Source organism: Pseudomonas sp. B34(2017) (assembly GCF_002112915.1).
In the GTDB taxonomy this organism is placed as follows: Bacteria; Pseudomonadota; Gammaproteobacteria; order Pseudomonadales; family Pseudomonadaceae; genus Aquipseudomonas; species Aquipseudomonas pharyngis.
Genome location: NZ_NEJA01000001.1, coordinates 760,751 through 772,925, shown reverse-complemented (window position 1 = coordinate 772,925; position 12,175 = coordinate 760,751). Strand labels below are relative to the sequence as shown.

The window sequence follows — 12,175 nt, the reverse complement described above, 5'->3', positions numbered from 1 at the left end:
AGAAACAGCGATCTGCTTTGGGCTTGCGGCTTGTAGCTCGCCGCTTAAAGCTCCCGGCTGTGCCGGGCCATGATGTGCCGCACCACGCTGTAGTCCTGTAGCGAATCGCTGGATAAGTCTTTGCCGTAACCGGAGCGTTTCAACCCGCCGTGGGGCATTTCGCTGACCAGCATGAAATGGCTGTTGATCCAGGTGCAGCCGTATTGCAGCCGCGCGGCGACCTGCATCGCCTTGTCCAGGTTCTGGGTCCAGACCGATGAGGCGAGGCCGTATTCCGAGTCGTTGGCCCAGTCCACCGCTTGCGCCAGTTCGTCGAAGCGGGTCACGGTCACCACCGGGCCGAACACTTCGCGCTGGACGATTTCATCGCTCTGTTTGCAACCGGCCAGCAGGGTTGGCTGATAGAAGAACCCGGCGCCGGAATGCACTGCCGCGCCGGTTACCCGCTCGATGTGTGGCTGACCGAGGGCGCGCTCGACGAAACTGGCCACGCGGTCGCGCTGACGGGTGCTGATCAGCGGGCCGATTTCGTTGTCGGCATCGCGTTTGCCAGCGAAGCGCAGGCTGCTGACCGCCGCGCCGAGTTCGGCCACCAACTTGTCGTGAATTCCGGCCTGGGCGTAGATCCGGCACGCGGCGGTGCAATCCTGCCCGGCGTTGTAATAGCCATAAGTGCGCACGCCTTCGACCACCGCTTTCAGATCCGCATCGTTACAAACAATCACCGGCGCCTTGCCACCGAGTTCGAGGTGCGTGCGTTTCAGGGTTTTGGCAGCGGCCTGGAGGATTTTCTGGCCGGTGACGATATCGCCGGTCAGCGACACCATGCGTACTTTCGGGTGGCCAACCAAGTGACTGCCGACGCCTTCGCCGCCACCGCAGACGATGTTGATCACCCCGCGCGGTAGGATCTCGGCCAGGGCTGGCGCCAGCGCCAGAATCGACAGCGGCGTGTGCTCGGACGGCTTGAACACCAGCGTATTGCCGGCGGCGAGAGCCGGGGCGATCTTCCACGCGGCCATCATGATCGGGTAGTTCCACGGTGCAATCGAGGCGACAACACCGATCGGATCGCGGCGCACCATGCTGGTGTAGCCCGGCACGTATTCGCCGCTGAGCTGCCCGGTCTGGCAGCGCACGGCGCCGGCGAAGAAGCGGAATACATCGACGGTGGCGGTCAAGTCGTCTTGCCGCGCCAGATGCAAAGGCTTGCCGCAGTTCAGGGCTTCGAGGCGGGCGAGGTGGTCAGCGTGTTTTTCGACGGCGTTGGCGATTTCCAGCAAGAAGTTCGAGCGTTGTTGCGGGGTGGTGCGCGACCATTCGGCAAAGGCGCGGTGGGCGGCGAGGATGGCGGCTTCGACTTGCTCGGTGCTGGCCTCGGCGATCTGGGTCAGGACTTCGCCGGTGGCCGGGTTGAGGATCGGTTCGACAAAACCCTGTCCTGCGACCAGTTCGCCGTCGATCAGCAACGCGGTATGCATGTGGGTCTGCGCGCCAGCCATTTTCCGTGATCTCTTTTCTTGTATGGCCATGTTGCTCCCTGTTCCGGGAGCCGACCGTCTTATCGATGCAGCAAGACTAGTGCGCGGCTCCGGGGTCGACAAATTCTAAATACTGAAGGTGGCATTCGATTAAATAGATGGCTTGCGTCCGCCGTGGGGCTGCTCGCGGGCCACGGTCAGGAAAGGATCGACCAGCGCGGGGCGGGCGGTGCCACGACGCCAGGCCAGACCGACGTCAAGGGTCTGGTTGAGATCGGCAATCGGCCGCGCTTCGATGATGTCGCCTTCGAGCGACCATGGGCGATACGTCATGTCCGGCTGGATCGAAACGCCGAGGCCCGCCGCAACCAGACTTCGTACGGCCTCGGTGGACGCGGTTCTGAGGGTGATTTTTGGTTGCAGTCCGGCGCCACGCCACAGACGTTGGGCGTTGCGATCCATCTCGTCGACGTTCAGCTGAATCAACGGCTCCCGGGCGACGTCGGCGAGGTTGATGCTGTCGTGTTCCAGCAGCGGATGCTGGGCCGGCAGCCACAAACGGTGCGGCGAGTGGGTCAATACTTCGGTCTGCAAGGCGTGGCGGTCTTCGAGGTTGGAGAGGATCAGCACACCGACATCGATCTCGCCACTGACCAGCAAATGCTCGATGTACGGTCGCTCGTCCTCCATCACCCGGATCTCGACATTGGGGTAGGCGCGCTGGAAACGGGTCAGCAAATCCGCCAGGTAATAACCGGCCACCAGACTGGTCACCCCGACGATCAACTGCCCGGCGACCTGATCGGTGCTTTGTTGCAGGCTGCGTTTGGCGTTGTCCACGGTGGCCAGAATCAGGTGTGCCTGGCGCAGGAATTGATGCCCCTGATGGGTAAGGGTCATGCCCTTGGCGTGGCGATTGAACAGGCTGACGCCGATTTCTTCCTCCAGTTGCTGGATGGCCAGGGTCAGGGTCGATTGGGAAATGAACGCGGTTTGCGCAGCGGCAGAGATCGAGCCGGTCTCGGCCACGGCGATGAAATGGCGGATCTGACGCAAGGTCATCATGGAAGGTTTACCCGGTGGGCGGTTTTTATAGATTGCCTCGAGTGTATATCTATTTTCGCGAAGGGCTGCGGTGGGCCAGGCAACATCTGGAAGCACACTCGCACCCAGGTGACGGGCACTTTCGAACTAGGCTGAGGGCCTTATTGATCCGGATAACCCCTGTTTGGAGACGGAACATGAACACCCGTGGATTGCTCGATCAACTCCTCAAGTCCGGCCAGGATCTGTTGCAGAACAAGGCGGGCGGGGCGCAGAACAAACCGGCTGCCGGTGGTTTGGGCGGCTTGCTGGGCGGATCTTCCAGTAACGGCGCACTCGGCGGCTTGCTGTCAGGCGCAGGCGGCGGTGCCCTGGCGGCCGGCGCCATGGGTTTGCTGCTGGGCAGTAAAAAGGCCCGCAAGGTCGGCGGTAAAGTCGCCCTCTACGGCGGCCTCGCCGCACTGGGCGTGATCGCCTACAAAGCTTACGGCAACTGGAACGCCCAGAAAGGCACCGCCCCACAAAGCGAACCGCAAACCCTCGATCGCCTGCCACCGGCGCAAGTCGAACAACACAGCCAGGCCATCCTCAAGGCCCTGGTCGCCGCCGCCAAGGCCGACGGCCACATCGACGACCGCGAACGCCAACTGATCGAAGGCGAATTCACCAAACTCGACAACGATCAGGAACTCAAGCACTGGCTCCACGCCGAACTCAACAAACCCCTCGACCCCACCGATGTCGCCCGCGCGGCAAGCACACCGGAGATGGCCGCTGAGATGTACGTGGCGAGCGTGATGATGGTGGATGAGGAAAACTTCATGGAGAAGAGCTATCTGGATGAACTGGCGCGGCAGTTGAAGCTGGAACCGGGGTTGAAGGTGGAGCTTGAGAAGCAGGTTCGTGTAGCTACCCAGTAAAACTGTTGTCAGCGATATCAGAACCCGCAATCCCGCACAGGATGGCGGGTTCTTTCGTTGCAGCAGCTGAAATGACCAATCCATCGCCCCTTTTTGCCATTGCGTCACTGGCACGCCGACCGCCGATTGCCGGAAAGTCCCTGTCCAGAGCCCGTCGTGTTTTATGACCGGAAGGCCTGGGCGCGGCAAACCGTCTTATAAATGAAACACCGCCCTCAGCTATACTCCCCCGCATTTCGACCCGCCCCGAGGACTGACTGTGAAGAACTGGACGTTGCGCCAACGCATTTTGGCGAGCTTTGCGGTGATTATCGCCATCATGCTGTTGATGGTGGTCGTCTCGTATTCGCGGCTGCTGAAGATCGAGGCCAGTGAAAACAGCGTCCGTGACGACGCGATTCCCGGCGTCTATTACAGCTCGATGATTCGTGGCGCGTGGGTCGACAGCTACCTGCAGACCCAGGAACTGCTGGGGCTCAAGGAAGGGCAGGGCGTCAGCAGCGAAGACGCGGCCGATTACAAGGCTTTCGAATCTCGGCTTCAGGAACAGATGGCCAATTATCGTGGCACGGTGGTGACGGACGAGGACAGGCTCGAATTCGCGGCGTTCGAGAAATATCACGATGCCTACCTGAAAATTCAGGATGCGGTGCTCGATTTGCACAAGCGCAATCTGGAAGCCGACGCCGTCAAGCTGTTCCATGAGCAATTGACTCCGACCTGGTACTCGGGCCGGATGAAGCTCAACGACATCATTGGCGAGAACAAGAAAGTCGCCGACAAGGCCATGGCCAACATTGATGAGGCCGTGGCGGCGGCCAAGGTCAGCATGTTTGTCTCGCTGCTGGTGGCCGTGCTGGCGGCCGGTTTCTGCGGTCTGCTGCTGATGCGCGCGATCATGGCGCCGATGAACCGCATCGTGCAGATCCTCGACATCATGCGCACCGGCGATCTGAGCAGCCGCTTGAACCTCGACCGCAAGGACGAGTTCGGCGCCGTGGAAACCGGCTTCAACGACATGATGACCGAGCTCACCTCGCTGGTGTCCCAGGCCCAGCGCTCGTCGGTGCAGGTCACCACCTCGGTGACCGAGATCGCCGCCACTTCCAAACAACAGCAAGCCACCGCCACCGAAACCGCTGCGACCACGACTGAGATCGGCGCGACGTCCCGAGAAATCGCCGCGACCTCCCGCGACCTGGTGCGCACCATGACCGAAGTCTCCACCGCCGCCGATCAGGCCTCGGTGCTGGCGGGTTCCGGGCAGCAAGGCCTGGCGCGGATGGAAGACACCATGCACTCGGTGATGGGCGCGGCGGATCTGGTGAACGCCAAACTGGCGATCCTCAACGAGAAGGCCGGCAACATCAATCAGGTGGTCGTGACCATCGTCAAGGTCGCCGACCAGACCAACCTGCTGTCCCTGAACGCCGCGATCGAAGCGGAGAAGGCCGGCGAATACGGTCGCGGTTTCGCCGTGGTCGCCACTGAAGTGCGGCGTCTGGCGGATCAGACCGCTGTCGCCACCTATGACATCGAACAGATGGTCCGCGAGATCCAGTCGGCGGTGTCCGCCGGGGTGATGGGCATGGACAAGTTCTCCGAGGAAGTGCGGCGCGGCATGGCTGAGGTGCAGCAAGTCGGCGAGCAGCTGTCGCAGATCATCCATCAGGTGCAGGCGCTGGCGCCGCGGGTGTTGATGGTCAACGAAGGCATGCAGGCCCAGGCCACCGGCGCCGAGCAGATCAACCACGCGCTGGTGCAACTGGGTGATGCCAGCAGCCAGACGGTCGAGTCGTTGCGTCAGGCCAGTTTCGCCATCGACGAACTGAGCCAGGTGGCCGTGGGCCTGCGCAGCGGCGTTTCGCGATTCAAAGTCTGATGAGCGAAATCACCGCCAAACGCAGCGCTGCACCGGTGGCGAAGCAGGCGTTGTTCCTGCTGTTTCGCATCGGCAGCGAACGCTACGCCTTGCGCGCCACGGAAGTGGCCGAAGTGCTGCCGCGCCTGCCGTTGAAACCGATTGCCCGGGCGCCGCACTGGGTGGCGGGGGTGTTCGCCTACCGTGGCACAGTGGTGCCGGTGATCGACCTCAGTGCCCTGACCTTCGGCCATCCTGCGCAAGCGCGTACCAGCACGCGACTGGTGCTGGTGCATTATCGCGTGGATGACTCGCAACCCTCGCAATGGCTGGGCCTGATCCTCGAACAGGCCACCGATACCCTGCGCTGCAACCCGGCTGATTTCCAGCCGTACGGCCTCGACAATCGTCAGGCGCCGTACCTGGGCCCGGTGCGTGAGGATGCGCAGGGGTTGGTGCAGTGGGTGCGGGTCAACGACTTGCTCGACGAGTCGGTGCGCACGCTGTTGTTCCCGACCCCGCCGCTGGATCCGGCGCGGCTTGAGGAGCAGCCATGAGCAGCGACCAGCGCTTCTTCGACTTCCTCAAGGAACGCATCGGCCTCGACGTCGCTTCGGTCGGGCCGGCGATCATCGAACGGGCCGTGCGCCAGCGCATCACCCTGTCGCAAACGGTGAATGCCGATGAGTACTGGCAGATGCTGCAAGGCTCGCGGGATGAACAGCAGGCGCTGATCGAAGCGGTGATCGTCCCCGAGACCTGGTTCTTCCGTTACCCGGAATCCTTCGCCACCCTGGGCAAACTGGCGCGCAAACGCCTGGGCGAATTGAATAACATGCGCGCGCTGCGCATCCTCAGCCTGCCGTGTTCCACTGGCGAAGAACCCTATTCGATTGCCATGGCCTTGCTCGATGCCGGCCTCAAGCCCCATCAATTCAAGGTGGATGGCATGGACGTCAGCCCCTTGTCAGTGGACAAGGCGCGGCGGGCGCTGTACGGCAAGAACTCATTTCGCGGCCAGGAGCTGGACTTTCGCGAGCGGCATTTTTTCGCCGAGAACGAAGGCTATCGGGTGAATGAAATCGTCCGCGAGCAGGTGCGCCTGCAGGTCGGCAACGTGCTCGATCCGGCATTGCTGGTCAACGAGCCGCCGTTCGATTTCGTGTTCTGCCGCAACCTGCTGATCTATTTCGATCAGCCGACCCAGCAGCAGGTGTTCGCCGTGCTCAAGCGCCTGACCCATGTCGATGGCGTGCTGTTTATCGGCCCGGCCGAGGGCAGTCTGCTTGGGCGGCTCGGCATGCGTTCGATCGGGATTCCACAGTCTTTCGCCTTCAGCCGTCACAGCGATCCACAACCCGAACCGTTACCGATGCCGACCGCGATTCCGCTGCCGTTGCCTGTGCGCCAGCCGCTGCGCAGCACGCCACCGCCGCCGGTGCGCAATCGTCCGTTTGCTGGCGTGACGCCTTTGCCGGTGACGGCTAAAAGCACCAACCCCGAAGCGGCGACCTTGCTGGCCAACATCGCCGCCCTGGCCAACGAAGGCAAAAGCGCCGAAGCCCGGTCCGCGTGCGAACAGTATTTGCGCAGCCATGAGCCGGTGGCCCAGGTGTTTTACTGGCTCGGCCTGCTCAGCGATGTCGCCGGCAGCGCCTTCGAAGCCCAGGGCTTTTACCGCAAAGCGTTGTACCTCGAGCCGCAACACCCCGAAGCCTTGATGCACCTGGCCGCGCTGTTGCAGGCCCAGGGCGACACGGCCGGCGCCAGACGATTGCAGGAGCGCGCCGCCCGCAGCGACCGCACCGCCGACAGTGAGCGTAAACGATGATCCCGTCCGACACCTTGAACGTCACCCACGAAGACGCCCGGGCCATCGACGATTGCTGGAACCGCATCGGCATCCATGGCGACAAGTCCTGCCCGCTGCTGGACGAGCACATCCATTGCCGCAATTGCTCGGTGTATTCCGCCGCGGCCACGCGCCTGCTCGACCGCTATGCGTTGCAGCAGGACGAGCGCGATCCGGTGGCGACCCAGGTCGAAACCGAGCTGAAAACCCGGTCGTTGCTGATGTTCCGCCTCGGCGAAGAATGGCTCGGCCTGGCCACCCGCAGCCTGGTGGAGGTCGCGCCGTTGCAGGCGATTCACTCGCTGCCGCACCAGCGCTCCCGGGCCTTGCTAGGCGTGGCGAACGTGCGTGGGGCGTTGGTGGCGTGCCTGTCGCTGGTCGAACTGCTCGACCTCGACAGTAACGCGGCCCCGGCGACCGGCGCGCGGATCATGCCGCGCATGCTGATCATCTCGGCTCAGGGCGGACCAGTGGTGGTGCCGGTGGACGAAGTCGACGGGATTCACGCCATCGACGAGCGAATCCTCGATGCCGCGTCGCGGTCCGGCGCACAGGCCAGCGCCAAATACACCCGAGGCGTGTTGCCTTTCAAAGGTCGCAGCCTGCGTTGGCTGGATGAAGAACAGTTGCTGTCCGCCGTGTCCCGGAGCCTCACATGACCCCCGAGCAAATGCGCGACGCCTCCTTGCTCGAGCTGTTCAGCCTCGAAGCCGAAGCCCAGACCCAGGTGCTCAGCGCCGGGCTGCTGGCGTTGGAGCGCAACCCGACCCAGGCCGATCAGCTCGAGTCGTGCATGCGTGCGGCGCACTCCTTGAAAGGCGCGGCGCGGATCGTCGGTATCGACAGCGGCGTCAGCGTCGCCCACGTGATGGAAGATTGTCTGGTCAGCGCTCAGGAAGGACGGTTGTTCCTGCGCCCGGAACATATCGACGCGCTGTTGCAGGGCACCGACTTGCTGATGCGCATCGCCACCCCGGCCAACGGCCCGCAACCGGCGGACATCGAGGCTTACGTGGCGTTGATGGGCGGATTGCTCGATCCGACGGCGCCGCCACTAGTGCCCGCCGCTGCGAGTGCGCCGCTGATGGCCGAGTTGCAGCTTCAGCCACCGTCGGTGGCGGAGCCTGCGCCGGTTGAAATCCCGGTCGAGGTTGCCGAACCGGAACCCGCGCCGCGCAAGAGCAAACGCGCCACCGAAGGTGGCGAGCGGGTGCTGCGGGTCACCGCCGAACGTCTGAACAGCCTGCTCGACCTGTCGAGCAAATCCCTGGTGGAAACCCAGCGCCTCAAGCCGCACCTGGCCACGATGCAGCGCCTCAAACGCATGCAGAACAACGGCCTGCGGGCGCTGGAAAGTCTCAACGTTCATCTCAAGGAACACGCCCTGAGCCTTGAGGCTCAAGAGGCACTGGAAGACGCGCGCCGTTTGCTCGCCGAATCCCAGCAACTGCTGGCAGAGAAAAATGCCGAACTCGACGAGTTTGCCTGGCAAGCGAGCCAGCGCGCGCAAGTGCTTTACGACACCGCACTGGCCTGCCGCATGCGGCCGTTCGCCGATGTGCTGTCCGGGCAGGTGCGGATGGTGCGCGACCTCGGTCGCAGCCTCGGCAAACAGGTGCGGCTGGAGATCGAGGGCGAGAAGACCCAGGTCGACCGCGATGTGCTGGAAAAACTTGAAGCGCCGCTGACGCACCTGCTGCGCAATGCGGTCGATCACGGCATTGAAACCCCACAGGAACGCCTGCTCAAGGGCAAGTCCGAGGAAGGCCTGATCCGTCTGCGCGCCTCGCATCAGGCTGGTCTGCTGGTGCTCGAACTGAGCGACGACGGCAACGGCGTGGATCTGGAAAAGGTCCGGCGCAGCATCGTCGAACGCCAGTTGTCGCCGGCCGAAACCGCCGCCCAGTTGAGTGAAGAAGAACTGCTGACCTTCCTGTTTCTGCCGGGTTTCAGCCTGCGGGACAAGGTCACCGAGGTCTCCGGTCGTGGCGTCGGCCTCGATGCCGTGCAGCACATGGTTCGCCAGCTGCGCGGCGCGGTGGTGCTGGAACAGACGGCGGGCGAGGGCAGCCGTTTCCATCTGGAGGTGCCGCTGACTCTGTCGGTGGTGCGCAGCCTGGTGGTGGAAGTCGGTGACGAGGCCTACGCCTTCCCGCTGGCGCACATCGAGCGCATGTGCGACCTGGCGCCGGAGGACATCGTGCAGGTCGAAGGGCGCCAGCATTTCTGGCACGAGGGCCGACATGTCGGGCTCGTCGCGGCCAGTCAGTTATTGCAACGTCCGGCCAGTCAGAACAGCGGCGATACGCTGAAAGTCGTGGTCATCCGCGAGCGCGATGCGATCTACGGCGTGGCGGTCGAGCGCTTCATTGGCGAGCGCACGCTGGTGGTGCTGCCGCTGGACGAGCGGCTGGGCAAGGTGCAGGACATTTCCGCCGGGGCCTTGCTCGACGATGGCTCGGTGGTGCTGATCGTCGACGTCGAAGACATGCTGCGTTCGGTGGACAAACTGCTCAACACCGGGCGTCTGGAGCGCATTGCCCGCCACGGCAATCAGGCCGCAGAAGCCGCGCGCAAACGGATTCTGGTGGTCGACGACTCGCTGACAGTGCGCGAGCTGCAACGCAAGCTGCTGCTCAATCGCGGTTACGACGTGGCCGTTGCGGTGGATGGCATGGACGGCTGGAACGCCCTGCGCTCCGAGGATTTCGATCTGCTGATCACCGACATCGACATGCCGCGCATGGACGGCATCGAGCTGGTTTCGCTGCTGCGCCGCGACAACCGTCTGCAATCGCTGCCGGTGATGGTGGTGTCCTACAAGGATCGCGAGGAAGATCGCCGCCGTGGACTGGACGCCGGGGCCGACTATTATCTGGCCAAGGCCAGTTTTCATGACGACGCCCTGCTCGACGCAGTGGTTGAGCTCATCGGAGGAGCGCGGGCATGAAGATCGCAATCGTCAACGACATGCCTTTGGCAGTGGAGGCCCTGCGCCGCGCGCTGGCCTTCGAGCCGGCGCATCAGGTGCTGTGGGTCGCCAACAACGGCGCCGAAGCGGTACGGCTGTGCGCGGAGAACACCCCGGACCTGATCCTGATGGACCTGATCATGCCGGTGATGGATGGCGTCGAGGCCACCCGCCGGATCATGGCCGAGAGCCCGTGTGCGATCGTCATCGTCACCGTGGACCGCCAGCAGAACGTGCACCGGGTGTTCGAAGCCATGGGCCACGGCGCGCTGGACGTGGTCGACACCCCGGCCATCGGCGCCGGCAATGCACAGGAAGCGGCGGCGCCGCTGCTGCGCAAGATCCTCAACATCGGCTGGCTGATCGGCGAGAAAACCGCCCGCTCACGTCCGGCACCTGCGACACCGCGCAGTACCGCCTCGCGCCAGCGACTGGTGGCGATCGGCTCTTCGGCCGGTGGTCCGGCGGCGCTGGAAGTCTTGCTCAAAGGCCTGCCGCGCCACTTTTCGGCGGCCATCGTGCTGGTGCAGCATGTCGACCAGGTGTTTGCCGCTGGCATGGCTGAATGGCTGGCCAGCGCCAGCGGCCTGGATGTGCGTCTGGCCCGCGAAGGCGAACCGCCGCAGGCCGGCGCAGTGCTGCTGGCCGGCACCAACCACCACATTCGTTTGCTCAAGAACGGCACGCTGGCCTACACCGCCGAGCCGGTCAACGAGATCTACCGCCCCTCGATCGACGTGTTTTTCGAAAGCGTCGCCAATTACTGGAACGGTGACGCAGTAGGGGTTTTATTGACAGGGATGGGACGCGACGGGGCGCAAGGGCTTAAGCTCATGCGCCAACAGGGTTACCTGACCATCGCGCAGGATCAGCAGAGCAGTGCGGTGTACGGCATGCCCAAGGCCGCAGCGGCCATCGATGCGGCCGTAGAAATCCGTCCACTGGAAAAGATAGCGCCACGGTTGCTGGAGATTTTCCCAAAATGAATACGTCCATCGGCAATCCTGGCCCCCGCAGCACTCAGGTGACCGCCCATGAATGACTTACAGATCGATGACATCAAAACCGACGAGAACGCCGCCATGGTGTTGTTGGTGGACGATCAGGCGATGATCGGCGAGGCCGTGCGCCGTGGGCTGTCGAATGAAGAGAACATCGACTTCCACTTCTGCTCCGACCCGCATCAGGCCGTGGCCCACGCGGTGCGGATCAAGCCGACCGTGATCCTGCAGGATCTGGTGATGCCGGGCCTCGACGGCCTGAGCCTGGTGCGCGAATACCGCAATCACCCGGCGACCAAAGACATTCCGATCATTGTCCTGTCGACCAAGGAAGACCCGTTGATCAAGAGCGCGGCGTTCTCCGCCGGGGCCAACGATTACCTGGTGAAACTGCCGGACAACATCGAGCTGGTGGCGCGCATCCGCTATCACTCGCGCTCCTACATGACATTGCTGCAACGGGACGCGGCCTACCGCGCGTTGCGGGTCAGCCAGCAGCAATTGCTCGACACCAACCTCGTCCTGCAACGGCTGATGAACTCCGACGGCCTGACCGGGCTGTCCAACCGCCGGCACTTCGACGAATACCTGGAACTGGAATGGCGCCGTTCGTTGCGCGACCAGAGCCAGTTGTCGTTGCTGATGATCGACGTCGATTACTTCAAGTCCTACAACGACACCTTCGGCCACGTTGAAGGCGACGAGGCCTTGCGCAAGGTCGCCACGGCAATCCGCGAGGCCAGCGCCCGGCCGTCCGATCTGCCGGCGCGTTATGGCGGCGAAGAATTTGCGCTGGTGCTGCCCAACACCTCGCCGGGCGGGGCCCGACTGGTGGCGGAAAAGCTGCGCCAGACGGTCGCGGCGCTGAAGATTCCGCACAATGCCCCGGCCGAAGGCTCGAGCCTGACCATCAGCATCGGCCTGGCGACCATGGTGCCGGAGTCGGGCAGCGACTGCCGGTTGCTGATCTCGGCGGCGGACCGTGGCCTGTACCTGGCCAAGAACAACGGGCGCAATCAGGTGGGGATCGAATGAACCATTGGGT

General features: G+C 63.5%; 10 protein-coding genes. 8 read left to right on the top strand and 2 right to left on the bottom strand.

The features are described from left to right. Positions 1-44 precede the first annotated feature (44 nt). Both CAF80_RS03740 and CAF80_RS03735 read right to left on the bottom strand, forming a co-directional pair. A complete protein-coding gene (locus CAF80_RS03740; RefSeq protein WP_085666853.1) occupies positions 45-1,532 on the bottom strand; it encodes a gamma-aminobutyraldehyde dehydrogenase in 1,488 nt (495 codons plus the stop codon). A 99-nt stretch (positions 1,533-1,631) separates the two neighbouring features. After that, positions 1,632-2,546, bottom strand: a complete 915-nt coding sequence (locus tag CAF80_RS03735; RefSeq protein ID WP_007954670.1) for a LysR family transcriptional regulator — start codon at positions 2,544-2,546, stop codon at positions 1,632-1,634. Between the two features lie 176 nt (positions 2,547-2,722). Here CAF80_RS03735 and CAF80_RS03730 point away from each other — a divergent pair, with 176 nt between their 5' ends. The 8 genes from CAF80_RS03730 (at position 2,723) to CAF80_RS03695 (ending at position 12,165) form a co-directional block, all read left to right on the top strand. Continuing rightward, a complete protein-coding gene (locus tag CAF80_RS03730; RefSeq protein ID WP_074691245.1) occupies positions 2,723-3,445 on the top strand; it encodes a tellurite resistance TerB family protein in 723 nt (240 codons plus the stop codon). A gap of 259 nt (positions 3,446-3,704) precedes the next feature. Further along, the gene (locus CAF80_RS03725) at positions 3,705-5,327 is read left to right on the top strand and encodes a methyl-accepting chemotaxis protein (RefSeq protein ID WP_085666852.1); all 1,623 of its coding nucleotides are present in this window, start codon (positions 3,705-3,707) and stop codon (positions 5,325-5,327) included. After that, positions 5,327-5,863, top strand: a complete 537-nt coding sequence (locus tag CAF80_RS03720; protein WP_074691249.1) for a chemotaxis protein CheW — start codon at positions 5,327-5,329, stop codon at positions 5,861-5,863. Before CAF80_RS03725 ends, CAF80_RS03720 begins: the two co-directional genes overlap by 1 nt. Beyond that, positions 5,860-7,137 carry a protein-glutamate O-methyltransferase CheR gene (locus CAF80_RS03715; protein WP_085666851.1) on the top strand — a complete coding sequence of 426 codons (1,278 nt, stop codon included), beginning with the start codon at positions 5,860-5,862 and terminating at the stop codon, positions 7,135-7,137. Before CAF80_RS03720 ends, CAF80_RS03715 begins: the two co-directional genes overlap by 4 nt. After that, a complete protein-coding gene (locus CAF80_RS03710) occupies positions 7,134-7,817 on the top strand; it encodes a chemotaxis protein CheW (protein ID WP_007954679.1) in 684 nt (227 codons plus the stop codon). Before CAF80_RS03715 ends, CAF80_RS03710 begins: the two co-directional genes overlap by 4 nt. Beyond that, positions 7,814-10,108 (top strand): hybrid sensor histidine kinase/response regulator, encoded by a 2,295-nt coding sequence (locus CAF80_RS03705; protein ID WP_039769609.1) that lies wholly within the window; start codon positions 7,814-7,816, stop codon positions 10,106-10,108. Before CAF80_RS03710 ends, CAF80_RS03705 begins: the two co-directional genes overlap by 4 nt. Then, entirely contained in the window at positions 10,105-11,115 is a 1,011-nt protein-coding gene (locus tag CAF80_RS03700; RefSeq protein WP_074691255.1) for a chemotaxis response regulator protein-glutamate methylesterase, read from the top strand. The genes CAF80_RS03705 and CAF80_RS03700 overlap by 4 nt, the downstream gene beginning before the upstream one ends. Positions 11,116-11,163: 48 nt before the next feature. Then, positions 11,164-12,165, top strand: a complete 1,002-nt coding sequence (locus CAF80_RS03695; RefSeq protein WP_039769610.1) for a PleD family two-component system response regulator — start codon at positions 11,164-11,166, stop codon at positions 12,163-12,165. Positions 12,166-12,175 lie beyond the last annotated feature (10 nt).

What these genes read in the sequence shown, in the direction of transcription:
- CAF80_RS03695 (WP_039769610.1), top strand. Translation starts at nt 11,164, where the DNA reads ATGAATGACTTACAGATCGATGACATCAAAACCGACGAGAACGCCGCC.
- CAF80_RS03740 (WP_085666853.1), bottom strand. Translation starts at nt 1,532, where the DNA reads ATGGCCATACAAGAAAAGAGATCACGGAAAATGGCTGGCGCGCAGACC.
- CAF80_RS03715 (WP_085666851.1), top strand. Translation starts at nt 5,860, where the DNA reads ATGAGCAGCGACCAGCGCTTCTTCGACTTCCTCAAGGAACGCATCGGC.
- CAF80_RS03705 (WP_039769609.1), top strand. Translation starts at nt 7,814, where the DNA reads ATGACCCCCGAGCAAATGCGCGACGCCTCCTTGCTCGAGCTGTTCAGC.
- CAF80_RS03710 (WP_007954679.1), top strand. Translation starts at nt 7,134, where the DNA reads ATGATCCCGTCCGACACCTTGAACGTCACCCACGAAGACGCCCGGGCC.
- CAF80_RS03730 (WP_074691245.1), top strand. Translation starts at nt 2,723, where the DNA reads ATGAACACCCGTGGATTGCTCGATCAACTCCTCAAGTCCGGCCAGGAT.
- CAF80_RS03700 (WP_074691255.1), top strand. Translation starts at nt 10,105, where the DNA reads ATGAAGATCGCAATCGTCAACGACATGCCTTTGGCAGTGGAGGCCCTG.
- CAF80_RS03735 (WP_007954670.1), bottom strand. Translation starts at nt 2,546, where the DNA reads ATGATGACCTTGCGTCAGATCCGCCATTTCATCGCCGTGGCCGAGACC.
- CAF80_RS03720 (WP_074691249.1), top strand. Translation starts at nt 5,327, where the DNA reads ATGAGCGAAATCACCGCCAAACGCAGCGCTGCACCGGTGGCGAAGCAG.